Source organism: Bacillus sp. DE0042 (assembly GCF_007680225.1).
In the GTDB taxonomy this organism is placed as follows: Bacteria; Bacillota; Bacilli; order Bacillales; family Bacillaceae_G; genus Bacillus_A; species Bacillus_A wiedmannii.
This window is the reverse complement of record NZ_VEJP01000002.1, coordinates 292,801-317,350: the sequence shown is the minus strand read 5'-3', so window position 1 is coordinate 317,350 and position 24,550 is coordinate 292,801. Positions and strand designations below refer to the sequence as shown.

At 34.6% G+C, this 24,550-nt stretch carries 29 protein-coding genes and 1 riboswitch; of the genes, 18 read left to right on the top strand and 11 right to left on the bottom strand.

Annotated features, from left to right (window positions below):
- Nucleotides 1-187: 187 nt before the first annotated feature.
- The gene (locus FS802_RS12015) at nucleotides 188-1,045 is read left to right on the top strand and encodes a PhzF family phenazine biosynthesis protein (RefSeq protein ID WP_078183336.1); all 858 of its coding nucleotides are present in this window, start codon (nucleotides 188-190) and stop codon (nucleotides 1,043-1,045) included.
- Between the two features lie 49 nt (nucleotides 1,046-1,094).
- Here FS802_RS12015 and FS802_RS12010 read toward each other — a convergent pair whose 3' ends face one another.
- Entirely contained in the window at nucleotides 1,095-1,856 is a 762-nt protein-coding gene (locus FS802_RS12010; RefSeq protein ID WP_098655014.1) for a class I SAM-dependent methyltransferase, read from the bottom strand.
- 477 nt (nucleotides 1,857-2,333) lie between these two features.
- Here FS802_RS12010 and FS802_RS12005 point away from each other — a divergent pair, with 477 nt between their 5' ends.
- Both FS802_RS12005 and FS802_RS12000 read left to right on the top strand, forming a co-directional pair.
- On the top strand, nucleotides 2,334-2,528 hold the full coding sequence (locus tag FS802_RS12005; protein ID WP_098707326.1) for a hypothetical protein: 195 nt from the start codon (nucleotides 2,334-2,336) through the stop codon (nucleotides 2,526-2,528).
- An 82-nt stretch (nucleotides 2,529-2,610) separates the two neighbouring features.
- Nucleotides 2,611-3,594: a hypothetical protein gene (locus FS802_RS12000; protein WP_098707325.1), complete on the top strand. Its 984-nt coding sequence runs from the start codon at nucleotides 2,611-2,613 to the stop codon at nucleotides 3,592-3,594.
- Nucleotides 3,595-3,704: 110 nt separating this feature from the next.
- On the opposite strand, the gene FS802_RS11995 is transcribed toward FS802_RS12000, so the two are convergent.
- From FS802_RS11995 to FS802_RS11985, 3 genes are all read right to left on the bottom strand, one after another.
- Nucleotides 3,705-4,475: a DNA alkylation repair protein gene (locus FS802_RS11995; protein ID WP_098707324.1), complete on the bottom strand. Its 771-nt coding sequence runs from the start codon at nucleotides 4,473-4,475 to the stop codon at nucleotides 3,705-3,707.
- A 33-nt stretch (nucleotides 4,476-4,508) separates the two neighbouring features.
- Nucleotides 4,509-4,814, bottom strand: a complete 306-nt coding sequence (locus FS802_RS11990; RefSeq protein ID WP_001026165.1) for an iron-sulfur cluster biosynthesis family protein — start codon at nucleotides 4,812-4,814, stop codon at nucleotides 4,509-4,511.
- Nucleotides 4,815-4,927: 113 nt separating this feature from the next.
- Nucleotides 4,928-6,394 (bottom strand): amino acid permease, encoded by a 1,467-nt coding sequence (locus FS802_RS11985; RefSeq protein ID WP_001083398.1) that lies wholly within the window; start codon nucleotides 6,392-6,394, stop codon nucleotides 4,928-4,930.
- Nucleotides 6,395-6,506: 112 nt separating this feature from the next.
- Nucleotides 6,507-6,699: riboswitch (Lysine riboswitch) on the bottom strand.
- A 323-nt stretch (nucleotides 6,700-7,022) separates the two neighbouring features.
- Here FS802_RS11985 and FS802_RS11980 point away from each other — a divergent pair.
- Complete coding sequence (locus tag FS802_RS11980) at nucleotides 7,023-7,472, top strand: GNAT family N-acetyltransferase (RefSeq protein WP_098720586.1); 450 nt, start codon at nucleotides 7,023-7,025, stop codon at nucleotides 7,470-7,472.
- Nucleotides 7,473-7,511: 39 nt separating this feature from the next.
- Here the strand turns inward: FS802_RS11980 and FS802_RS11975 are convergent, their stop codons facing one another.
- A complete protein-coding gene (locus FS802_RS11975) occupies nucleotides 7,512-8,522 on the bottom strand; it encodes a sulfite exporter TauE/SafE family protein (RefSeq protein ID WP_142336925.1) in 1,011 nt (336 codons plus the stop codon).
- 98 nt (nucleotides 8,523-8,620) lie between these two features.
- Between FS802_RS11975 and FS802_RS11970 the strand changes: the two genes are divergently transcribed.
- From FS802_RS11970 to FS802_RS11945, 6 genes are all read left to right on the top strand, one after another.
- Nucleotides 8,621-9,418 carry a VOC family protein gene (locus tag FS802_RS11970; protein ID WP_144525041.1) on the top strand — a complete coding sequence of 266 codons (798 nt, stop codon included), beginning with the start codon at nucleotides 8,621-8,623 and terminating at the stop codon, nucleotides 9,416-9,418.
- 14 nt (nucleotides 9,419-9,432) lie between these two features.
- The gene (locus FS802_RS11965) at nucleotides 9,433-10,371 is read left to right on the top strand and encodes an aminoglycoside phosphotransferase family protein (RefSeq protein WP_098720588.1); all 939 of its coding nucleotides are present in this window, start codon (nucleotides 9,433-9,435) and stop codon (nucleotides 10,369-10,371) included.
- Between the two features lie 13 nt (nucleotides 10,372-10,384).
- Nucleotides 10,385-11,128, top strand: a complete 744-nt coding sequence (locus tag FS802_RS11960; RefSeq protein WP_000357638.1) for a metallophosphoesterase family protein — start codon at nucleotides 10,385-10,387, stop codon at nucleotides 11,126-11,128.
- Between the two features lie 133 nt (nucleotides 11,129-11,261).
- Nucleotides 11,262-11,930 carry a nucleoside/nucleotide kinase family protein gene (locus FS802_RS11955; RefSeq protein ID WP_098720589.1) on the top strand — a complete coding sequence of 223 codons (669 nt, stop codon included), beginning with the start codon at nucleotides 11,262-11,264 and terminating at the stop codon, nucleotides 11,928-11,930.
- A gap of 43 nt (nucleotides 11,931-11,973) precedes the next feature.
- Nucleotides 11,974-12,516 carry a GrpB family protein gene (locus FS802_RS11950; RefSeq protein WP_098655011.1) on the top strand — a complete coding sequence of 181 codons (543 nt, stop codon included), beginning with the start codon at nucleotides 11,974-11,976 and terminating at the stop codon, nucleotides 12,514-12,516.
- A gap of 236 nt (nucleotides 12,517-12,752) precedes the next feature.
- The gene (locus FS802_RS11945) at nucleotides 12,753-13,577 is read left to right on the top strand and encodes a DUF2785 domain-containing protein (RefSeq protein ID WP_098091382.1); all 825 of its coding nucleotides are present in this window, start codon (nucleotides 12,753-12,755) and stop codon (nucleotides 13,575-13,577) included.
- Between the two features lie 136 nt (nucleotides 13,578-13,713).
- Here FS802_RS11945 and FS802_RS11940 read toward each other — a convergent pair whose 3' ends face one another.
- The gene (locus tag FS802_RS11940) at nucleotides 13,714-14,586 is read right to left on the bottom strand and encodes a hypothetical protein (RefSeq protein ID WP_098655010.1); all 873 of its coding nucleotides are present in this window, start codon (nucleotides 14,584-14,586) and stop codon (nucleotides 13,714-13,716) included.
- Between the two features lie 244 nt (nucleotides 14,587-14,830).
- On the opposite strand from FS802_RS11940, the gene FS802_RS11935 reads away from it, so the two are divergent.
- Nucleotides 14,831-15,145, top strand: a complete 315-nt coding sequence (locus tag FS802_RS11935; RefSeq protein ID WP_098130177.1) for a DUF3892 domain-containing protein — start codon at nucleotides 14,831-14,833, stop codon at nucleotides 15,143-15,145.
- Nucleotides 15,146-15,231: 86 nt separating this feature from the next.
- Here the strand turns inward: FS802_RS11935 and FS802_RS11930 are convergent, their stop codons facing one another.
- Both FS802_RS11930 and pdxR read right to left on the bottom strand, forming a co-directional pair.
- A complete protein-coding gene (locus FS802_RS11930) occupies nucleotides 15,232-15,672 on the bottom strand; it encodes a YaiI/YqxD family protein (protein ID WP_098720590.1) in 441 nt (146 codons plus the stop codon).
- 81 nt (nucleotides 15,673-15,753) lie between these two features.
- Nucleotides 15,754-17,196, bottom strand: coding sequence for a MocR-like pyridoxine biosynthesis transcription factor PdxR (gene pdxR / locus FS802_RS11925; protein WP_098643031.1), 1,443 nt, complete (start codon nucleotides 17,194-17,196; stop codon nucleotides 15,754-15,756).
- Between the two features lie 124 nt (nucleotides 17,197-17,320).
- Between pdxR and FS802_RS11920 the strand changes: the two genes are divergently transcribed.
- A complete protein-coding gene (locus FS802_RS11920; RefSeq protein WP_098720591.1) occupies nucleotides 17,321-18,232 on the top strand; it encodes a DMT family transporter in 912 nt (303 codons plus the stop codon).
- 18 nt (nucleotides 18,233-18,250) lie between these two features.
- On the opposite strand, the gene FS802_RS11915 is transcribed toward FS802_RS11920, so the two are convergent.
- On the bottom strand, nucleotides 18,251-18,718 hold the full coding sequence (locus FS802_RS11915; RefSeq protein ID WP_098707321.1) for an NUDIX hydrolase: 468 nt from the start codon (nucleotides 18,716-18,718) through the stop codon (nucleotides 18,251-18,253).
- A gap of 96 nt (nucleotides 18,719-18,814) precedes the next feature.
- Between FS802_RS11915 and FS802_RS11910 the strand changes: the two genes are divergently transcribed.
- From FS802_RS11910 to FS802_RS11895, 4 genes are read left to right on the top strand one after another with little or no spacing between them, the layout of a single operon-like run.
- The gene (locus FS802_RS11910; RefSeq protein ID WP_002096493.1) at nucleotides 18,815-19,216 is read left to right on the top strand and encodes a DUF3980 domain-containing protein; all 402 of its coding nucleotides are present in this window, start codon (nucleotides 18,815-18,817) and stop codon (nucleotides 19,214-19,216) included.
- A gap of 17 nt (nucleotides 19,217-19,233) precedes the next feature.
- Nucleotides 19,234-19,704 (top strand): GNAT family N-acetyltransferase, encoded by a 471-nt coding sequence (locus FS802_RS11905; RefSeq protein WP_098720592.1) that lies wholly within the window; start codon nucleotides 19,234-19,236, stop codon nucleotides 19,702-19,704.
- A gap of 48 nt (nucleotides 19,705-19,752) precedes the next feature.
- Nucleotides 19,753-20,643, top strand: a complete 891-nt coding sequence (locus tag FS802_RS11900) for an AraC family transcriptional regulator (protein ID WP_098720593.1) — start codon at nucleotides 19,753-19,755, stop codon at nucleotides 20,641-20,643.
- A gap of 24 nt (nucleotides 20,644-20,667) precedes the next feature.
- Nucleotides 20,668-21,609, top strand: coding sequence for a serine hydrolase domain-containing protein (locus FS802_RS11895; RefSeq protein WP_098720594.1), 942 nt, complete (start codon nucleotides 20,668-20,670; stop codon nucleotides 21,607-21,609).
- Nucleotides 21,610-21,829: 220 nt separating this feature from the next.
- Here FS802_RS11895 and FS802_RS11890 read toward each other — a convergent pair whose 3' ends face one another.
- Entirely contained in the window at nucleotides 21,830-22,585 is a 756-nt protein-coding gene (locus tag FS802_RS11890; RefSeq protein ID WP_098720595.1) for a CPBP family intramembrane glutamic endopeptidase, read from the bottom strand.
- A gap of 171 nt (nucleotides 22,586-22,756) precedes the next feature.
- Here FS802_RS11890 and FS802_RS11885 point away from each other — a divergent pair, with 171 nt between their 5' ends.
- A complete protein-coding gene (locus FS802_RS11885; protein ID WP_098715514.1) occupies nucleotides 22,757-23,788 on the top strand; it encodes an SDR family oxidoreductase in 1,032 nt (343 codons plus the stop codon).
- Nucleotides 23,789-23,843: 55 nt separating this feature from the next.
- On the top strand, nucleotides 23,844-24,275 hold the full coding sequence (locus FS802_RS11880) for an SMI1/KNR4 family protein (protein ID WP_070168924.1): 432 nt from the start codon (nucleotides 23,844-23,846) through the stop codon (nucleotides 24,273-24,275).
- A gap of 63 nt (nucleotides 24,276-24,338) precedes the next feature.
- Here FS802_RS11880 and FS802_RS11875 read toward each other — a convergent pair whose 3' ends face one another.
- Nucleotides 24,339-24,536, bottom strand: coding sequence for a hypothetical protein (locus FS802_RS11875; protein WP_070168923.1), 198 nt, complete (start codon nucleotides 24,534-24,536; stop codon nucleotides 24,339-24,341).
- Nucleotides 24,537-24,550 lie beyond the last annotated feature (14 nt).

Here is a 24,550-nt window from a genome sequence, read left to right as displayed (position 1 = left end):
AAATTTTTAAAAATAAACGGGAAAAAAGAGATGATAGATCCAACTCTCAGGCTCTAGACAAACTATTTTTTGGAGAGTTCAGATGCTAAAAAATAGTTTGTCTCTTGCTTTATGGCTAATTTATCCAACAATATATATATGTAGTACGTTCTATGCTACAATTTATTATAGGGGAGGAAGGTATCTTATGAAAATATCTGTTTATGTTGCAAGTGCATTTAGCAAGGATCATAAAGGCGGAAATAAAGCAGGAGTGGTATTTATGGAGAATACATTGACCACTACTCAAAAAATGGCAATAGCCAAACAACTGGGCTATGCGGAAACCGCATTTATATCAGAATCTGAAATTGCTGATTATAAAATTGAGTATTTTACACCAAAAGAGGAAGTTGATTTATGTGGTCATGCCACAATTGGCTCTTTCGCGATATTGATGCATGTAAATAAACTTTTCAAGAATCGCTATACGATTGAAACGAACAGCGGTGTTCTTACTATTACCATAAAAGATGACATCATATTCATGGAACAAAACGAACCGATATTCTATGATGTTATATCTCCAAACGAGTTCATCGACTGTTTTGATAGTAAAGCTATAGACAATACATACCCAATTCAAATTGTCTCCACGGGCTTAAAAGATATTTTAATTCCTATAAAAAGCGAAACACAATTACATACGCTGCAACCTAATTTTGAAAAAATTAAAGAAATCAGCAAGTATTATAATGTTGTCGGGATGCATCTATATACTTTTAATGACAATCGAATAATATGTAGAAACTTTGCTCCACTATACGACATCAATGAAGAAGCAGCGACTGGAACTTCAAACGGTGCATTAGCTTGCTACCTTTATGAACAGCGCTACTTACAAAAAGAAGTCTATGTATTTGAACAAGGTTATTCTTTACACTCGCCTTCCGAAATATTAGTTAAATTAGCAACCGATAGTGATAATAAAATAGAAAAAGTTTATGTTGGTGGCAAAGGCTATTACTGTGAAACGAAGTGTTTAAATATAGAAAATATTGAGTGAAAATAAAAAAAGAGATGGTAGATCCATCTCTTTTTTATATGCCCCATGATTAACTGCGAATCGCCTTAATCATAAAACGATGTTGCTTCACATCAAAATAACCTTTTTGTAAGATGATTTCATGTATACGATATAATTCCTCATAGTAACCTTCGACAGTAAAATCAGGAATTTGCCACGGAATCGCTTTTAAATAATAGACGATAGCGCCAATGTCGTAAAAGCGTTGAAAAGGGAACTCTTCTTTTTCTTCTAAAATAGTAAATCCATTTTCCTTTAACTCACAACATGCCGCTTCAAGCGACCAACTTGCAAATTCGCTATTTAGCGGTGTGCCAAACTGGTCATTCAGTTCCGCGCAATCGAGACCACCAACTTGTTGGGTAAAAAATATTCCATTAGGAGAAAGTATTCTTTTTACTTCAGAAGCAGCATATGATTCATGTTGATTTATGATTAAATTAAACTGACCATCTTGAAATGGTAAAGCAGTATCATCTGTTACCTCTATAACTGTAACCCCTAAAGGTTCTAATTTCTTCCGAGCAATCGGCACGTTTGGAGCATAGCCCTCAGTCGCAAAAATAGTTGATGGGAACGGTTGTAACATAGATAAAAACTCTCCGCCGCCAGTGCCCATATCTACCATTGATTCTGCATGCTGCATAAGTTGGAAAGCTGTACTGCCATATGACCACGATAAAGGCTCGCTCTTCATTCGACCCGTTTCTGAAATGAAAGAAAAATCCCAACCGCTAAAATTTGTATTAGCACTTTCTAATAAAGTTAAAAATAATAAATCACGTTTCATAATTGTATCCTCCTATTTTGTAAGTAAATGATATGATGAGAAAAGAAAAAAAGGAGGACCTCTTATTAAAGGGGAACGGTTTTACGTTTCGTGTTCAAATAGATTCATATAAATTCGCTCCTTGTTAGAGTGGTTATTTGTATATTCGGGATAATTGAGTGGAAATCCTTTGAAGTTATAAGGGAAGGTGAGAGTACAACTAAATTTTGGATGGGGTATATAGTGAAACTGCATTGTGCCAACATATTTTGTGAAATATGATATTTCACATTTCTGTTACATAACAATAAAGTCGTACTGTTTATAAAAAAATGGAACCGTTCACTCCCTTTAGATTTACTTATCTATGGGGATGTTTTTATTAATATAAGAAATTGATATATATACTGAATATAAAAATTTTATTCTTTGAAAATATTCCATAATTTAGTATTGTTTATATATGGAATATTTAGTTTGTACGAAAGGGGGAATAAGATGTTTTTACAAAAGTATAAGGGGTTGATTCTAGGGATAGTGGGTGCTGTATTAGGAGTAATATCCTTTGTTTACCTTAAAGATTTGGATTATATATATAAGACGGGCCTTAAGTTATTATCTGTAACATTAATCGTTATAGGATGGGTTATTGCCTGTGATTCGACCCGTTTCTATAAAAAAGAGAATAATTAATGTATAGGTGTTATTATTCTCTTTTTTATACAGTCTTTAATTAGCAAACATTTCTTATGCAAGGAAGAGGGCAAGGTGCTATATGAAAAGAATGAAAAATGTAATGTTGCTATTGTTATGTTTCTTATGTTTAAGTGGTTGTAATTATGAAGATGACGATCAGGTGAAAAAATATGTGAAAAAAAAGCACGGAATGGATGTGGTTGTAACAGATTGGGGTGGTATAAATGAAGGGAATATGGGACATACATATCATACTGTTCAAGCGAAAAATAACAAAAATATTCAATTTAGAGTAGAAGTAGATGGCATCTTATATTCAAGAATAAAAGGTGATGAATATCAATACGGGAAAAAAACATATGAGGAATATAAGAAATTCAAACCCATGCTAGAAGAAATTAAAAAATTAGGTTACGTGGAACCTGAAAATAAAAATGTTTTTCAATATATAGTGGATGATGATTATATAGAGGAGAAACCAACTGATAAGTTATTATTAACTTTAAAAACGAGTGACAAGATTGATTACAGTCAATTTGAATCAAAAGAATTAGATCGTTTATATGCTCTATTCCATTTTATTCAGAAGAGTAATAAAAAGATAACAAAACTTGAAATTGAGGATCATAATGGTGAATCTATAGGCTTACCTTTTGATAATGTGCAAAAAGCTATAACGAAAGAAGAACTGCTTTTAACAATGAAAAACACTGTAAGAGGTTATTGGACATATTTGATTCAAACTGAAACAAAAGTAGGCGAAAGGTTAAATGAAATTCAAAATGATCGTTTTGTAATTGAAGATATTACTTGTTCACACCCGAAAGACGGCAACTGTCTAGAGTATGAATTGACTTTAGTTTTCAATGACAGTGAGATAAAATATAGAAATGATTCCTATGTAATAGAGGATTTGAGAAAGGTAGTCACTATTCTTAAAGAAGAACTATATAATAAGGAATTTAACATATTTTTAAGGAACAAGGATGGAACAAGTTATTCACTTTGGCTATCATCAGAAAAAATCAAGAAAAATGATAACATAGAAGAGCTAGTAAAATAAAGGTATAAAGAAGAATTTTAAAGCACTTTTTACGTTTATTATTGCTTTATTCAAAAGGAAAAATCGCTTATACTTCATTTTTGAAGTATAAGCGTTTTTGTTTAAAATACTTAAAAAGAAAAATCTTTTGGCAATGTCCCACTTTTTATTACCGTTCTTAACCCATGTTTTATAATCCAAGGGTTAACTGGATGCTGTTTATGACGTAAATGTTGTAACCATTGAAAAACGAGTTCTTTATCTTCTTTCGTAATATCGTTAATATGATTGGCTACTGATTTTTGGACATATTTAGAAGGATCATTCATTAATGGCTCAAGAAGCTTTAAATTATTTGTAAAGTCACCTTTCAGAGCTCCCATTTTTTTAGCCCACGGAAGTCTTGGTCTTGTACCTTCGGAAGCTAATCTTCTAATGTGGCTGTTTTCGTCATGAATCCACTGTTGTAATATGTGTAGTGTGTCTTCATGGTATGTTTTGAGAAAAGGCCGAATGGCATATTCAGCAGTATTCCTTTTTGTTATTGCATACATGGCGTTACATGAGGTTTCAAAATCGTTAAGCCCATATTTTTCAACGTATTTTGCAATAGGCATGTACATATATCCGTTTGTAAATGTGCCTACTTCTGTTGTGTTTTCTGGCCCCAATGTTTTCAGTAAAATATGTATTGCTGCATTAAAATCTTTTTGTAATGCATCGTGTAATTCATCTGCTATTACTTCTATACGTTGCTTTAACTCTAATTTTTCAACTTTACATGTTACGGAAGATACGAAGTTTCTTTTCGGAAAATTAGGATCGTGTTTACAAATAGAATCAGCCATTATTTCTGCTAATTCTTCATTAAATAAAAATTTTAACGGAACATATTTACCCATTTTTTCACCTCATTTGTCAGCTGAAAACAATTTTTATTTTTTAATCGACAATCCATAAACTAAAGTCTCACTCGGAGTCGTAATACTAAAACCTGTCGTCTTATAATCAAGTTTCACCGTATCACCAGTGTAGTCTTTCGTGAATGAATCCATTTGTACGATAAACTCGGCATCTTTATATACAACATCATCTGCATCATATGTATCCCAAATTAAATCAACATCAACGAAAATACTACAAGAGTTTGTCATTGTTCCTCTAATGCGAATGATCTTTTTATCTTCACGTTCTAATTTATGTATAGCTGCTTTTGCTTCATCAGTAATACGAATGTTCATGGTATCCCAACCTTTATATATATTTCCTTTATTATTGCAAAAACAGGAGAAATAGGGAAGGGAGAAGCATCGGAATAAAAAACGAGCAAACATATTTGTTTGCTCGTTTCACTTTATTTCAATTCACATTTATCGAGCGGAATCACTTTCGTTTTCTTCGTAAATTTATATCCTAACCATAGTACTAAGAAGAGTGGTAAACCGATGTAAGAAACGAGTACACCGTTCCAATCGATTGATTCACCCATAAATGCGCCGTAGTTTTGACCTAAAATTACGATGACACAAAGTGCAAATGCGAAAATTGGACCGAACGGGAACCATTTTGCTCTATATGGTAAGTCTTTCAAATCTTTTCCTTGTGCGATATATGCTTTACGGAAACGGTAATGACTAATTGCAATTCCGACCCATGCGATAAAGCCAGACATTCCAGATGCGTTTAATAACCAAATGTATACAACACCGTCACCGAATAAAGAGGCAATGAAAGCGATACTACCGACAATTGACGTTACGATTAATGCGTTAACAGGTACACCGCGGCTATCTAATTTACCAAGAAACTTTGGTGCTTTTCCTTGGCGAGCTAAGTCCCAAAGCATACGAGTTGATGCATACATACCAGAGTTACCAGCAGACAATACTGCCGTTAAAATAACAGCGTTCATAACAGAAGCAGCAAAGGCAACGCCCGCTTTTTCAAAAATAAGTGTAAATGGACTTACTGTTACATCGCTTGCAGCGAGGCTTTCAGTCGTATAAGGAATTAATAAACCGATAACGAGAATCGCAAGGATATAGAATAAAAGAATACGCCAAAAGATAGAACGAATTGCTTTTGGAATGTTACGCTCTGGATCAGCAGTTTCACCAGCAGCTACACCTAATAATTCAGTTCCTTGGAATGAGAACCCAGCAGCCATAAATACACCGATAATTGCCATAATGCCGCCATTAAATGGTGCATCTGCAACAGTGAAGTTTTTAAAGCCAACAGATTCGCCGCCCATAATTCCGAAAATCATCATAAAGCCGACAATTAAAAAGATAATAATAGTAACTACTTTAATAAGTGCGAACCAATATTCAGATTCACCAAACCCTTTAACAGATAAATAGTTTAAAAGGAAAATAATAGCTAAACATAATCCACTCCAAATAAGAGAAGGGGTATCTGGGAACCAAAATTTCATAATTAATGTTACAGCAGCGAGTTCAGCAGCAATTGTAATGGCCCAGTTATACCAATAGTTCCATCCAAGTGCAAAGCCAAGGGATGGATCAACAAATTTTGTTGCATACGTGCTAAAAGATCCGGTAACAGGCATGTAAGCCGCGAGTTCAGCTAAGCTTGTCATTAAAAAGTAAACCATAATTCCAATTGCGGCGTATGCGACTAGTGCACCGCCAGGACCAGCTGTATGGATGACACCACCGCTGGCAAGAAATAGTCCGGTACCGATTGTACCACCGAGAGAAATCATCGTAAGGTGACGAGATTTTAATCCGCGTTTTAATTCACCTTGTCCTTGTGTAGTTTGCGTTTTAGAGGTAGATTGATTTGTTGCGCTATTCATGTTCAACACTCCTTTTCTTGTAGGTTAGGAAGGAGCGGGGGAGAAAAATACAAAAAACCGCCAAAGGAATTAGGCGGAACGTTTCACAAATAACCACCCCATCATACCCTTCCGTTAAGATAGCACCCCACGTTTACACGGTAATTTTGTAAACGTGACAGTTCTGTTCCTTTCGGAGACAGCCCCAGCTCATATTTCCAGAGAAGAAATATAAACTTCGGCAACTTTTCCTTTCAAACGGAGTTGGTGACATTCTCTGTGTCTCGTCCGTTTTACTCATAAAAGTCGCAACCTCTACCTCATCGGATTGATGAGGATTTGATATATTGCTAAGATTTTTAATATATGGCAATTGTAATGACTTTCTGAATATATTGCAAGATATTTTGTTAGGAAAAGTCAAAAAATATCGGTTATTGTATAGGAAACGCTTGCAAAACTCCACCCGAACCTACTGTTATGTAAAAAAAAACAAATAAAGAAATTGTTATACAAAAGTTTCGCAAAAAATATTGAAAAACCCTTTAAAATTAAAAGAAAATTCAGAAAATATAATTCGACATTCATAATAAGGTCATATTTTTTGTTATAATTAAAATAACGCTTAAGCAAAAAAGGGGAAATTAACATGAAATTAGAAACAGAAAGACTCTATATAGTACCGTGTACAGAAGAGAGTATGCAAGTTGCTAACGAGCAAGGATATAACAGTGGTCCGCATATTGTAGGGCATGTAGAAAATGTAAAACAAAATAAGGTTTTATTACCTTGGGGCGCGTGGTATGTCATTCGCAAAGAAGATGACATCGTTCTAGGTGATATCGGATTTAAAGGGAAACCAAATGAGGAACATACAGTAGAAATTGGTTACGGATTTATTGAGAAATATTGGAATAAAGGATATGCGACAGAAGCTGTAAGTGAACTAATAAATTGGGCTTTTCAAACAGGAGAGGTAGAAATGATTATCGCGGAGACACTTCTTGAAAATGAAAGCTCGATTCGTGTATTAGAGAAATTACATATGAAGAGAATTAGCACTACAGAAACGATGATTAATTGGAAAATAGAAAAATAAAAAATACCGCTCGAAGTATATCGGGCGGTATTTTTATCGTTATGGTAGCATTTGTTTTTGATCATTCGGATATCCGGTTGTCGATGCGTTAGAACGCTTGGAATGATTGCGAACAGCAATGAAAATAGAAATAATAACGACAAGACCAACTGCCACGTAAGAAAGTGAAATAATAGTTGGATCAACTTTAAATGTAGTAAGCAATGTACGAATGTTTGTAAAGATAATAAGGCCACCAACTAATACGCCAAGTAAATGAGAAGGAACGATGCGTACTAGCCATGCAGCGATTGGTGCCGCAACGATACCACCGAGCATGAGAGAAAATACCCAAACCCAGCTTACTTGTTCCCATCCAAGTGAAATGAAAAATCCAATTGTTGCAGCGAGTGAAACAGGAAATTCGCTCGTGTCTACAGATCCGATAACTTTTCTAGCTTCATTTCCTCTTGCCAAAAGTACAGGTGTCGTAATCGGACCCCAGCCACCACCACCAGTTGAATCAACGAATCCAGCGAATAAGCCAAGCGGAACAAGCTGTTTTGCAGACATACGTTTATTTGAAGTAACAATTTGTTTTTGAATGATGAATCGTAATAAAATATAAACCCCTAAAGTAAATAAAAATACGGAAATGTACGGTTTAATTACATCGCCAGGTAAATTGCTTAAAAAACATGCCCCAATAAATGCGCCAATTGCTCCTGGTAATGTAAGCCTGGAAACGGTATATTTATCAACGTTTCCAAATTTGATGTGAGATGCACCAGAAGCGGCGGTTGTAACGACTTCAGCTAAATGAACAGATGCGGAAGCTACAGCTGGTGCGATACCAAACATTAATAATAGTGAGGTAGATGTTACCCCGTACGCCATTCCAAGTGCCCCATCAATCAATTGAGCGAAAAATCCAATAATAGCAAAGACAATTAATTTCTGCATAAATAATCCCCCTGTAATAATAAATGAAAAAGGCACTTTTCCCGTATGAGAAAAGTGCCTTTGGTTTTTCCAATCAGCAATAATTAAATTTGTTTCATTATAATACATATTAATCGTATAAATCAACTGGGTTTTAAAGTTTTTTGAATTGAATGAAAGAAAAATAAAATATACAATAAAAAGATGGAGAGAAAGGGGAGAAAGACATGTTACGATTTGATCATCTCGTACACGCAGTATATGGTACACCGGAGGAAGCGGCAAAACAAATACAGGAGCGTGGATTTCATACTGCAATAGGCGGAGAGCATATTACTTGGGGTACTTGGAATAGTTTATGTTATTTTGATTTATCCTATATAGAATTTTTAGCAGTTCAGCATGAAGAAAAAGCGAAGAAAGCAGACAATCCATTAGTACAAGAAACAGTAGTAAAATTACAAGACGGAGAAGGAATGCTACAAATCGCAATTCGAACAGATGCCATTGAAGACCTAGCAAATAATTTTAGTAAGCACGGTTTACATACGATAGGACCATTTGAAGGAAAACGTATAAGAAAAGATGGCCGTCTTTTAGAGTGGAAAATGTTATTTGTAAAGCAAGAGGAAAACGGACCGAAATTACCTTTCTTCATACAGTGGAATGAAACGGATGAAGAAAGAAGAAACGATTTACGTAACATAGGAACAATCACTGAACATAAAAATAAAGTACAACAAATTGAAACGATTTATTACGCAGTGAAAAATGTTCGAGAAACAGTACGGAAATGGAAAGAAGTAATGGGGCTAACTGCAAGCTCAATCACAAAGAATGAAGAATGGAATGCGGAGTGTCAAAGCGTATCATTTGGTGATGTTCATGTGCAGTTTTGTGAACCAATAGGAGAAGGGTTAGTACTAGAACGTTTGAAGCATCATGGCGAATATCCATTTGCAGTGGAGTTTAAAGGTGAAAATAAACGAGAGCATGAAGTGTTAGGTAGTTTGTACATATATTGATAGAGGTGAATGTTGTGAAGGAAATGCTTAGAGAGATAGAGAGACAACTAGAATGGCCTCGTATTGTAAAGTGTACAGCTATTTCAAAAGGTTTTTCACATGAAGAAAAATATAAAGTTGAATTAAAGAACGAAGAAACTTATTTTGTGAAAGTATGTGATGCTGTTCATTTTGAACGTAAACAAGAAGAATATACGTATATGAAACAATTAGAGTTATTACATATTCCAACGCCCAAGTTAATTCATTTCATAAAACTTGAGGAATTAAATAAATGTGTACAAGTATTTGAATGGGCCCAAGGTGTAAATGGTGAAGAAGGTTTAGGGAAGCTATCGGTGGAAGAACAGTATAATGCAGGAAGAAAAGCAGGGGAAGTATTAAAGAGGATCCACTCAATTGGAAGAGAAAGTGCAAGTAATAAATGGGGAACGGTTCGATGGAATAAATACGAAAGATACGTAGAAGCGTTAGCAAACTATGAAATAGACTTCCTTGATTTGAAGCCAGTATTAAGTTTTGTAGGGGAGCATAAACAATTATTGAAAAATCGCCCTATTACCTTTTTACACGATGACTTCCATCCAGCAAATAGTATGATTCATAATAAGGAATTTATCGTTATCGATTTTGGAGGATATGATTTTGGCGACCCAATACACGATTTTTATAACGTAGCGATTTTTACTACAAGAATAAGTAAACCATTTGCGGTTGGACAAGTTCACGGTTATTGCGTGGGAGAACCGTCACTTCATTTTTGGCAACTGTATTCATTATATGCAGCAATGACATTCCCAGCTGATATCGTATGGACAAACCGAAGCACGCCACATTTAGTAGATGATATGAAGGAAAGATTGAACGTAATTTTAGAAGATCATAACAATTTTTCATCCTATATTCCAAAATGGTATCAATCACAACATGAGGATAGAATAAACAATAAGTAATGGAGGGATTCATATGGATAAAATAGCGGTAATTTCAGATATTCACGGTAATATTCCAGCTCTAGAATCTGTGCTGCAAGATATTAAATTAAGAGGAATCGAGCGCATCATTTGTCTTGGAGATTTAGTCGGGAAAGGTCCTCATTCTAGCGAAGTGATTGAAATCATTCGTAAAGAATGTGATGGAGTTGTAATGGGGAACTGGGATGATTTCATTACAAAACCGACTGAATTTGAAGCGTTAAAATGGCATCAAAAACAATTATCGGAAGAACAAAATGACTATTTAAGAAGCTTACCATTTTCAATCGAATTTTTTATGAGTGGCAAATTGATTCGTATGTTCCACGCATCGCCGAGAAGTTTATATGAAAGAATTCAGCCACATGCCTCAAGAGAAGAGCGTATTAGTATGTTCGAAAACAGTGAGTTCACAGAGAATATAGAAGGGGAAAAAAAACCAGATGTCGTTTGCTACGGTGACGTTCACCAAGCATTCGTTCAAAATTTCAGAGGGAAAACGTTATGCAATGCAGGTAGTGTAGGCAATCCACTTGAAATTACACAAGCTTCCTATTTAATATTTGAAGGAACTTACAATGAACAAGAAGCCGCAAGCTTTTCCATTCAACTCGTACGTGTACCATATGATATTGAACTAGCCATCAGACTAGCAGAAGAACTCGATATGCCAGAAATTGAAGAATACAAACAAGAATTACGGACTGCTTTATATCGAGGGTTTAAGGGAAAGTAAGCCAATTATAATATATCTATCGTAACTTCAAATATATTAACGATTCGAAATAGGATATCGCCTTACCGACAAATAATGACATGAATTGTTACCTGTAATTATGTTATGTAAACTAATTGTAGGAGGGAATATCATGAACCGAATACAACGCATGAAAGAAATTGTAGATCATATTTTAAAATTAAACTTAACCCATCCAACAAGAGTTGGAGTAAGTGGTATTACAGCTTCAGGAAAAACAACATTTGCAAACGAAATAGCTGAAGAAATAAAAAAACGAGGATTACCAGTAACACGCGCCAGCATTGATGATTTTCATAACCCGAGAGCGGTTCGCTATGCAAAAGGAAAAGAATCTGCAAGAGGGTATTACGAAGATGCACACGATTATACAGCTTTTAAAGAAAGATTATTAAAGCCTTTAGAGCTTAACGGGAATTTACAGTATGAAACGATTTCTCATAACTTAATAACGGATATGCCTGTACATAATAAGCCACAAGTGGCCAAGCAAAATATGATATTAATAGTAGATGGAACGTTTCTATTGAAAAAAGATGTTGAGCATTTATTTGATTACAAAATCTTTGTAGATACAGATTTTGAGATGGCGAGAAAACGTGGTGCAAAGCGAGAGACTGAGACTTTTGGATGTTATGAAGAAGCAGAGAAAATGTTTTTAAACAGATATCATGCGGCCTGTAAGATGTATATAGATGAGCATAATCCGAAAAGTTGTGCGGATGTTATATTTCGGAATAATAACTTTGATGATCCAGTAGTTGTGTTTAAAGAAATTTAATATTGTTTATACAGCAAACAATTCGTGAAAGGAGATGTTTTGGATGGATAAAAAAGAGAATCCGAACGATTGGCCTGTATGGGCGAATGAGTCAGTAGAGATAGTGAATGCAAATCCTGATTGGCAAGATAAAGGCAGATGTGAAGAGCAGCAACTATATGAACTGCTTGCTCCTCTCGGTATAAGCAAAGTAATACATATAGGAAGTACATCCATACCTGGTTTACCTGCAAAACCTATCATTGATCTAATGGCTGAAATAGACTCATTTGATAGAGTACTAGATATTTTAGCGGAATTGGGCTTATATAATTGGCATTATGTAAGCCCAGAATTGGATGAAAGACCGTGGAGAAGGTTCTTTGTGAAAGTTAAGAATAATAGGCGTGTAGCTCACCTTCATTTAATGGTTAAAGGAACTGAGCAATGGGAGCATCAACTTTTATTTCGTAACCGCTTACGAGAAAATCCACAATTAGTTTATGAGTATTCAAATCTTAAACAAGATTTAGCTAAAAGATTTAACCAAGATAGAGAAGCCTACACAAAAGCTAAAACAGAATTTATTAAGCAAGTTCTAAAATGATGCAACCTTTGATTGTAACTACGTTTGAATACAAAAGAAAAAACATCCTTTATTTTATAAATTAAACTTACATGAAATGCATGTAAATAAGGTGAGAGACTGCGATGTTCTAAAGTATTTCCTTTTATTTATTAGGATAAATTATATATAATTGAATCAAGTTCATATAAGGATAGGCAATTACAGGGGATAAGGCGAAAATATGTTAATAAAGTAAAAAGGGGACAGAAAATATAATGAATGAAGTACTAGAATTAAAAGAAGAACTACTACAAATTAAAAATAATAATTATGCTGTACCAGAAGACGTAGATGCATATCCATATGCGCAGTGGATGTTAGATTATATCGGTTCACCTGATGCTGAATTACGTGATGATTTAATTTATAGTACGCTTCACACATGGATTACAAATGATGTGTTTAGACAAAAAGAGTTGCGAGGATTAATGTTACAAGCAATTAGTCCTGATTATTTATTTTATAAAATTGGTGAAAAGGGCACAGACTCTGTATTTAAACGTGCATTCTCCGTATTAATTCCGCCACTTATTTTATCTGTTCATGAAAGAGAACCACTGTTATCTGAAGAACAACTATACAGTGTGGCAGAACAAGTACTAGAATATGTATATTTAGAAGAAGATGTAAGAGGATACGTAGAAGGAAAAGGCTGGGCACACTCTACGGCGCATGCGGCTGATGCACTAGATGCGTTAGCACGTACTATACAAAATCGTGAGTTTTCATATGCAATACTAGCTGCTGTTCGTCAGAAGGTTCGATTGAGTGATTACGTATATGTACACTTTGAGGATGAAAGATTAGTAGCGCCAATTATGTCGTTACGTCACCAAAATATTTTAACTGAAGAAGAGTGGAGCAATTGGCTACATAGTATAGCAACTGTTGAAGATATCCGACATCCGCAGCATGCTATTTTAGTACAAAATATTAGAACTTTCTTAAGAAGTTTTTATTTTAGAGTTTTAGAGGCAGAAGGTAGTACAGCCTTTACAGATGATATATTGGAGACTTTGAAGGGTTTGTGTAGGTATTAAAAAAGAGAAATATAAGAAAAGAATAAGAGTAAAAACCGATTATACATGTAGGCTCTCTACAAAAATAATCGGTTTTTTAGTTGAATTGAAATTTTAGACTTAACTATACATGTGCTTGTATGTAATAAGAAATGTATTAAATATGTAATTGTGAATGTTCTTCATATAAACTATTCACATACTGTTTTAAATTCTTGATGAACAATAAAATATCTTGACTAGCCATTCTAGCATGTTGAAGATGAAATATATTTCCTTTCCCAATTTCAAATTCATCTGATGTTAAAGTAATAGGGATATTTCTAAAGATATGCCATGGGAAATATAAGTGTACAAAAGTTTCTCTAAAATATATACCTGATTGACAAATTAATACTCCATCAGATCCTTTCCCCATATTCCCAAGGACAGATGTATCTAAAAAAGCAATGATTTGTTCTTCTTTTGGAACGATAAATCGTATCTCAATTGCTTTTAACTTTTTGTCTGAAATATGAGTGTCTACAAATAATCCGTTATCGGGTTCTAATAATTCATTGTACGTTTCAAATAATGAGCAAATTGATTTTATCTCATTAATTTTTATAACTGGATGTATATCATGTTGTTTTGAATTTCGGAATGAATTCGTAAGAGCTATAAGTAATTCTTTAAATAACAGTGGAGGATAATCACTCCCGTTAATATTGAAGCTTTTTTGTGCATCAAAAGATAAGAAACCATTTTTATCAATATCAATTTGTTGCACTTCATTTAATTGACCCCATTTCAAATTTCCTTTACCTAATAACCAATTTTTCCAATATAAACCCGAACTCGTAAAATAAACGCCATACTTGCCTGATCCAAATAAATTACAACTTAAAAAAGCAATAATTTGATCATCCGTTGGTATAGAAAAACGTTTTTGGGCAATTGATAAGAAATCTTTAGGGATTCTAGTAACATAAAATCTAGATTGCTGATACTCTAAACAAATATCAGTTAAACGATTAATATCTATATTCATCTTAGCCATTCTCCATTTCAAATTTCGTTTCGATATAATCAATTATAAAGTTGTCAGGAAAATAGTAACACTTAAATTTAGCTTAAATTAAGAAGGTAAGGAACTATAAATAGATTTGTATTAGGCTACAAAAAAATGACCTGTATTCTTTATTTGGAGTAGTAAAGACTTGTTAAGGTAATAAAAAGGTACATAAAACCAACACCTCCCAACCATACTAAAAAATGTGTTGGAGGTGAGTTTTATGGACAAAAAAGACTTTGAAAAAGTTTATAATGATTACTTACATCAAGGAGAAGCGCAAGCTCAATTTGAAGTAGACCATGAAGTCAATTCAGGAGCAGAACAAATTATTGCCGTTCGTAAAAATGATGATGGGGATTTAATTGCTTTTAAGACAAGTAGCGGGAGAGAGTTAGATTATATGACTGCTCTTAATGAAGCGAAATCAGGGAAGTTAGCACATGTGGACGTATTTCATAAGTATGGTAGGGATATTATACGTAGTGAACCGGATGGAATAAAAGAAAATAACTTAGATAATCTACCTTCATTTTAAACGGGTAAACCCCAAGAAGAGAATGTTCATTTCAATATTCTCTTCTTTATTTTGCGAAGTTTTCCTTGCAAATAGACAGTTCATTTTTAAAGAGCGATCATACTTTTAAAGAGTGCTCGAAATTTCTCTTTATCTTCTGCTGTAAATGGTTTCGGTCCCTTTGTACGTTTACCGCTCTTTCGAACCATTGCACTTAAATACCGTGTTTGTAATAGTTGTTCAATGTTTTCATTCGTATACTTGTACCCTTTATGGTGTAGCACGATACAGCCTTTTGCTAAAGCCAGTGAAGCAAGACCGTAATCTTGCGTTACGATTAAATCTTCTTTTTTTGCTAACTGCATAATCCGGTAATCTGCAGCATCTGCTCCAGAATCAACATAAATTGTTTCTACACCTTTTGGCTGCTGAGCATTAGAATAATGAGAAAAACTAGTAACGAGGGTTACAGGGATTTCTGCATTCGTAGCTTCAAAAATAATCACATCTTTTACAGGACAAGCATCTGCATCAACGTAAATTTTCATTGGTATCACTCCTATAAATAGATTCGAGTTGATGATAATGGTAGAATTTTCTTTTGTCAAACGAGAAAGCTTTATTTAAAGTTATTTTTCACATACCAAAATAGCCTCACGTAAACGAGAAATACCTTCCTCAATTTGATCAATATTCACTTTTCCATAAGATAAACGAATATAACCATCTTTCGCGCCGAAAATACTCCCAGGCATAAATGCAATTTCTTGTTTTAAACTTTGCATAATAAGTTGTTTTTCGTTTATCGGTTCTCTTAATTTCCCCCATATGTATATACCGCCGGTCGGGTTTGAAAAAGAGATTTTATCGTGAAGTTGCTCGTTTAGGGCCCGAACGATAACATCTCTTTTTTCTGCTAGTTGTTTTCGTAACGGTACGATATGAGACTGAAATGGTACAGTTTCGAAAAATTGTTGCATAAGCCACTGCGGGAAAATACTCATACCTAATTCCATTTGGTGTCTTGCGTCAGATAACCTTTCTACTACAGACTGCGGGGCGACAAGCCAGCCGACTCGTAAGCCTGGCGCAACCATTTTTGATAAAGAATGTACATAAATGACTGTTCCATTTTCATCAATCGATTTCAAAGTAGGGCAAGGTTGTTTCTTTTCTAGCGTAAGTAAGCTGGACGGATCATCTTCCACAATCGCAATTCGTAAGTCTGCGCAAAGTGATAATAGTTTTTTTCTACGGTTTGGATGAAGCATTGTGCCCGTAGGATTTTGGAAGTTTGGATTTAAAAATATCATTTTAATACGGTGCTTTCTATATAACTCTTGCACATCGTCTGGGTTAATACCGTGTTCATCGACAGGTAATGGGAAAATACGAATACCTGCTGATTGGAATAACGGTAAGGAATAACAGTGTGAAGGACTTTCGAAAGCAACTGCATCACCTGGATTTAATAAACATTGTACGATAAGGTGAAGTGCTTGCTGTGCGCCAGATGTAATCATTATGGATTGTTCAGTCGCTTCAACTTTTAAATATTCTTTCATATATTTTACGACCGCTTGTCTTAGCGGGAGATAGCCTTGCGGATGATCATAACTTAATGAATGCGTTAACGGTTGTTCTCGTAAAATTGTCTGTAGTTGATCGTGAGGATAAAGATTACAACCGAGCTCTCCGTTTGCGAAATCAATGATATTTTCATTTTGTTGTACTTCTGCCCGAATATGGCGAAGTAACGGTAAGTTTGGTAAAAAAGTACCACCTTCTACGAAATTTCTCCAATTCGGCGTTAATGTTGGAGAAACGCCCCACATATGTGTACTTACACGTGTCCCTTTACCAGTCGTACTTTCCACAATCCCCATAGCACGTAGTTCATTATAAGCAGTCGTTACCGTACTTCGGTTTACATTTAACTGCGTAGCTAATTTCCGTTCGGAAGGGAGGAAGCTTCCAGGAGGAAGTTCTCCGTATGTAATACGTTTCTCAATAAAGTCAACTACTTGCTGATAAATTGGGATTTTACTGTCGTTATCTAGCTTCCATTCCATACAAACGCCTCCGGATCTCTTATATACATTAAGTATAACAAATTGGCTGGGGAAAAAAACAGCCAATTGGACGGTGCTATATCCAGCCAATTTTACTATGCTAAATATGGAAGGGGAGATTCGGATGAAACGATGGCAAATGGAGTGGCTCCTAGTATCAGTAGCATTAGTATGGGGAGCAAATTATACAATTGGAAAGTATGGCGTGGCATATATGTCATCCATTCAATTTAATAGTTTACGATTTTTAGTAGCATCTCCGGTATTATTACTTATTACATTTATGATGGAACGCTCATTACGTATTGAAAGAAAAGATTGGTTACGATTAGTAGCAGTCGGTATCGTTGGTACGGCAATGTATCAAACGATGTTTATGCTATCTGTGAAATATACTTCAGCAACGAACGCCTCATTATTAATTGCGATGTCACCTATTTTTACAGGGATATTAGCAGTATTGCACAAACAAGAACGTTTTTCGATGAAAGTACAAATAGGTTCAATAATAGCGTTTATTGGTGCAGCATTCGTTTTATTAACAGGACATACAGGAGGAGCTACTTACGAATATGCGTGGCTCGGAAATGTAATTGGATTAGTCGCAGCAATTGCGTGGGGATGGTATCCAATATTAGCGCAACCTCTTATTACGAAATACTCCGCAATGAGAGTCACATCATGGTCTACTTTAATTGGAATTGTACCGCTAGTTATATACTGTTTATTCAACGTAAATTCTTTAACGTGGCCAGTAGATACGCCAAGCTGGGGATCACTTGCATATTCAATCATCTTTGCGACCATCTTCGGACTAGCAATGTGGTATGTCGGTATTAGTCAAATAGGCTCAACGAAAGTAATGGTTTATATGTATCTCGTACCATTGTTCGCAGTTATCTTTGCGGCAGTAACAATTGGAGAGCAAATTAATATGATGCAGCTCGTTGGCGGACTTATTATTTTTATCGGCTTATATGTTGTAAAAAAAGGTGGAATCAAAAAGCCAGCTCTCAATTTGAAAAAAGTAAGTTAACAGTAAAAAGGATCTCTTTCATATAGAAGGAGATCCTTTTTTATTTCGTAATAAAAGCGCTTGTTGAACGGCCCATTTTTGATGATCGTGAAGGAGAAGTTCTACAGCAAGTAAAGGAGACATCCATCGTAAAACATGATCCTCTTCACAGTTTTCAGTTTGTTTCTGCACCATGTTCGCAATATAAAAGAACCCATCGTTTAAATAATATATATCTTCCTTTTCTGCATAAAAATATCGAGCCGCATTACCGATATATTGATCAATTTCAATTGCCAATCCTAATTCCTCTAGTAGTTCACGGTGCAAACACTCTTCTTTTGTTTCATTACCTTCCATACCACCACCAGGTAAAAAGTAACGGTCTCCTTTTTGGATAACAGCAATCATTGAAGAAGATGAATGGAAAATAATCGCATAACAACTAGGTCTTAATACATAATGAGCGGTAGATTTTTTCAAGCCAAACGTAAGTTTTGAAATCATAAAATACGACCTTTCTCTATAAAATACATAAAAGGAATATTAAGGTAAATGCAGAATGGTATAAGTATAATCTTAATAGATTGGAGTGGTAACAACATGATAAATCGAAAATGTTCAAGATGTAAAGAAATAACAGGTACATTGCATGGTGGTAAAAAAATTAAGGAAGAATTTCTATGTGAGGACTGTTTGCAAAAAGGAATTGCGAGCGGGGAAATCGAATTATCACAAGTGGAGAAAGAACAAACTTCGTATCTTTCTATAAAAATATTAAAAATAATGAGTGTGATTTATTTAATAGTATCAATTATAACCGCTTTTTCTGCTGGAGCATTTATACAGGATCCAGGGCTTGGTGGAATATCTTTTTCAATAACAGGTGCAGTTAGTGTTATGATAATTGGATCGATATTCCAGTCTGTTCTTGTATTTTGCGGGATTTGGGTATTCATCCTTTTAGTAGAAACCGTAATTAAAATATATGAAAAAATGAAGTGAGTGAGAGGGAGAAATATATGCAAGTAAGAAACATCCAAGGGGAAGATTATGTAAAGATTCATTCTGTTTTAAATGATTGGTGGGGCGGGAGAGATATGGCTGCTATGTTGCCAAAACTGTTCTTCGTTCATTTTCAAGAAACGAGTTTTATTATTGAAGAAGAGGGCGAAACGTTAGGTTTCTTATGTGGATTTTTTTCACAAACATATAAAGATGAAGCATACGTTCATTTTATCGGTGTAAATCCGAAGTATAGAAGAAGAGGAATCGCATCGACATTGTATTCTTATTTCTTTGATATTGCTCGTGCAAATAACCGTAAAGTTGTAAAAGCAATTACGTCACCAACTAATAAAAAGTCGATACAGTTTCATCAAGAAATCGGTTTTCGAATTGAGGCTGGGGATGATGAGGTAGAGGGTGTATCGGTACATAAAAATTATGATGGGAACGGTGGTAGTAGAGTTTTGTTTTTGAAAAATGTGTAAAAGTAGGCTAGCTTAACGTTAGCCTTTTTGTTGTGAGGAGATAAAAGTATGGAGAGTAAACAATGTAGAAATGAGTACTTAAGACGCATTTATAAAGTGCAAGATTATATAGAATCACACATAAATGATTCACTTTCAATTGAAGAGTTAGCAGATGTAGCAGGATTTTCAAAGTTTCATTTTCATCGGATTTTCAAGGGGATAGTAGACGAGCCATTATCACGGTATGTAAACCGATTGAAGTTAGAAAGGGCAACAAATCTACTTGCATATCGCACAGATATGACGATTACGGATATCGCTTACCATTTTGGCTTTACAGATTCAGCAGTTTTCTCTCGAACATTTAAAAGTCATTACGGAATAAGTCCATCTCATTATCGAAACGACAATAGCAAGAATTGCAAAGACGTAAGCAGAGCTTCTCAATACAATGAATGTAAGAAGGTTCGAGGTAATGTTGAAATTGTAACAGCGAACGATATAAACGTCGCATACATAAGACATATTGGTACATATGAGGAGTTAACTATAGCTTTTCCAGAAATGATAGAGAAATTATTTTATTACGCAGCGAAGCAAAACTATCATGTATTTGAGGATACGAAAGTATTAACCATTTACCACGATCATCATGAATTTACTGAGGACTATCATTTAAGAACAAGTTTATGTATAACAATTCCGGATGCGTCTGCAGTAAAAACGAGTGATATTGGAATAATGGTAATACCTTCTGGAAAGTATGCAGTAGGGCATTTTGAAATATTCCAGGATGAATATAAAGGAGCATGGGATTTCTTATACGGTGAGTGGCTTCCAAATAGCGGATATAAACCGAGAGATTCGTATCCTTTTGAAGTATATAGAAATAATCCCAATCAGCATCCCGAAGATAAACATATAGTTGATATATATGTACCTATCGAACCTTTTTAATCATAGGTTAAAGGGGAAAGAATAATGAAAACTGCTGAAAAGTTAGATCAGATTATACAAGAAGAATATGAAAATATTAATGGTATGTTAGTAGTACAGAAAGGTAATGTTATTTTTGAAAAATATTATAACGGCCACGGATTAGATGATGCACTTCATGTAGCATCTGTCACAAAAACGATAATCTCTGCGCTAATTGGGATATGTATAGATAAGGGTTATATAAAAAGTGTTGATCAAAAAGTAATAGAGTTTTTTTCAGAATATAAATGTAAGGTGTCTGAAGCAACAGTGGGACACCTCCTTACAATGACAGCACCATATCCTTTTGTAGACTGGCAGGAACCGCTAGAAGAACTATGTACACAAGAGGATTGGATAAATTATACATTAAATAGGATTGGACAAGGCGGAGAAATTGGGACTTTTAAATATTCATCTGCAGGAGCGCATGTACTATCAGCAATTATTACGAGCGCAACAGGAAAAAGTGCTCGTGAATTTGCAAACGAATACTTATTTCAGCCACTCGGCATGAGAGAAATTCCAAACTACAATATGAAAGCATTTGGATTCGATGACTTATTCGGAAAAGATGTAAAAGGATGGGTTCACGATCCAAACGATATTTCGACGGGCGGATGGGGACTAACGTTAACGATTAGGGATATGGCTAAGTTTGGACAGATGTATTTGAATGAAGGTATTCATAATGGAAAACAAATACTATCAAAATCATGGATAAAAGAATCAACAGAAATGAACCAAAATCAATATGGTTATTTATGGTGGTTACGAGAAGAAGATGGAATCTTTTCATACTGTGCTATGGGTGATGGTGGGAATATGATTTGTTGTGTACCGGAGAAGGATTTGGTTGTAGTAATTGCTTCTGAAGTTATGCCGAATGCACGGGATAGATGGGAATTAATTAAAGGGTGCATACTTCCTTATTTAAAAGATTAAAATGGTTATTTTTATAAAAATAAGAATGAAAGGTTTAGTTAAACTTGTTTTGTTCTCCATGATAGAAAAAAGTGTTGTGTTAACAAAGTTATGTAACTAAGATTATAAAACTTCAACACCTATACGATTATTAAATAATTGCAAGGTGTTGAAGTACTTTATAATCTATTAAAGCTGCTTTCAACTAAAAGAAGAAACATCTTTTTTCTTAGCTGTTTAACTATTTTTTAACTTTGTGAAGTATAAGATACATCGTGCCCAGCACAATTGCTAGTAAGGTAAATTTAATTAATTCTATTAGGCTGGCATCCCACTTGTATTGTACTACATCTGTTAAATAAAATACATTAAACATACCATGTAAAATTGCGGGTGATATTACAGAACCACCATATTCTCTCGTGTACGTCAAAATTAAAGACAATATAAATAATAAAGAGAGATAACTTAATATTCCTACAAACTGAAACTCATAATTTTTATAAAAGATAGCTACTGGTAAATGCCATGAAGACCAAAGCAAAGCTATAATAATAGCTGTTTGCATAAATGAATATTTTTTTCGTAAATAGAAATGAAAATTCCCTCGCCATATAATCTCTTCTAATAATGCAGATAAAGATCCAATTGTAAGACCAACGAGCAAGAGAAATCCTAATTCATTCCAATGATGATATAAGAACTTTATATCATAAATATAAAAATAAAAATGGAGACATAGCCCTAGAAGTAGTGGAAATAATATGGAGAAAATTAGTGTTTTTATTTTTGGGCGTGAAATTCCAAATGTATGAACTATTTTTTGTTTCTTATATAATGTTTGATATGAAATAACCGCTAAAAGCGGAACAACCATTGTAAACCCCAAATAATTACGACCATTTTCTATGTTCAGCAAGATGATATATACAAGTGATGTAAGAAAATAAATACATAATGTTGAATGATAAACTATGTGTTTATTAATATTTTTCACCTGCCTAAGTATGTATAAGTGGTTAATCGAATATCCGATATTTTAATTATATATGAAATGGAAATTACATATGTTGAACTTGTAGAAAAAGTTAGACTAACCCCGTAACTTTTCACAACAAAAAATCGTTAAACAAAAGAATAGATTTTTTATCACGAATGGGGGAGAACCATGAAAATTTTAATTCTAGGTGGTACACGGTTTTTAGGAAGAGCTTTTGTAGAAGAGGCTGTAAAAAGAGGGCATGAAGTTACATTATTTAATCGCGGAACGAATAAAGAAATTTTTCCTGAAGTAGAGCAGTTAATCGGTGACAGAAATGATGATGTTTCAAGTTTAGTAAATCGAAAATGGGACGCGGTAGTCGATACGTGTGGATTTTCTCCGCATCACATTAGAAATGTTGGAGAAGTCTTACGGGATAATATAAAGCATTATATATTCATCTCAAGTCTTTCCGTATATAAAGATTGGATTCCGCATCATATAAAAGAAGATTATATATTACAACCCAAACCAACGGGGAATCAAATAAAGGCTGTTGAGAATGGTGAAGTTTCTTCTTATGAGTATTATGGTGCGCTGAAAGTATTATGTGAAAAAGAAGCAGAGAAGTATTGGCCGGGGCGTGTTTTACACGTAAGAGCAGGGCTTCTTTCAGGGATGTTTGATTATACAGATCGGCTTCCATACTGGATTGGGCGTGTAGCAAAGGGAGGAGAAGTGTTAGTTCCAGGAAGAAAGGACCGTCCAGTGCAGATAGTTGATATAAAAGACGTCGCAAACTGGGGACTAAACATGGCAGAAAATAATAATGCAGGTACATTCAATGTTACAGGTCCAAATTATGAATTGACGATGGAAGAGCTATTAAATACGTGCAAAAAGGTTACGAATAGTGATGCCGCATTCGTTTGGGTTGATGAATCGTTTATGAATGAACATAAAGTGCAGCCTTGGACAGAGATACCTTTATGGCTTCCAGAAACTTTTTCATTGGAAGGTGAGACAAAGCCGTGGAAAGGTGGGTTTTCTATTAGTATTGAGAGTGCTGTTAAAGAAGGACTTACTTTTAGGAAATTAGAACATACAGTTACAGATGTATATGAGTGGATGACGAGTGTGGACGAATGGGAATTAAAAGCAGGTATTTCAGGCGAGAGGGAGAAAGATTTGATAGAAAAGTGGTATCAATCAATTTAGGGAATCCTCTTTGTCTATACTTGATTGAACATAAGCGATGGAAGGATAAAAAGCTATGTGGAAAATCACCATTCGTAGTATTTCACAAAACTTAAGTTTCAAAAATCCAGCTACAAAGAATGAACTCGCTGAAGTTCACAAAAATTTGCAGGTGGAATTACCGAATGATTTATATCAATTATTACAGGAAACAAACGGTGTACAAGGTGAGTATGGGGACTTTATATGGTCTGCTTCAAAAATTAAAACTGAAAATATGAATATGAGAAGTATAGTTGATTTCAAGGATTTATATATGCCTTTTGACTGTTTATTATTTTTTGCTGATGGCGGAAATGGTGATTTGTTTGGTTATTCCATTTTGAACGGAATCGTGCAAAGAGATGATATATATGTATGGAATCATGAAAATGATAGTAGAACTTGGGTTGCTCCTTCGTTAGAAACTTTCATGAAGTGGTGGGAAAGTGGAAAGATAACAATTTAAACATAGTATCATGAAAAGCGCCTTGTTACGAAAGAAACAAGGCGTTTTTGGCAATTAACAAATCTACCACTCTATCGATTCTTCCCCATACATGTCCCATAACTTAGGAAACATCTTTTTTAATCCTTCTTCGTCATCTTCATTCCAGTCTAACTTGATATCAACTTCCTCAGATTGTTCTTCTGTTTCAAACTCTTTTGCTTTCACACTACCAGCTGTGCCAATTTCTCCGTAAAACACAACGTAGTCTTTATACCGCATTAGATAGCAGTAAG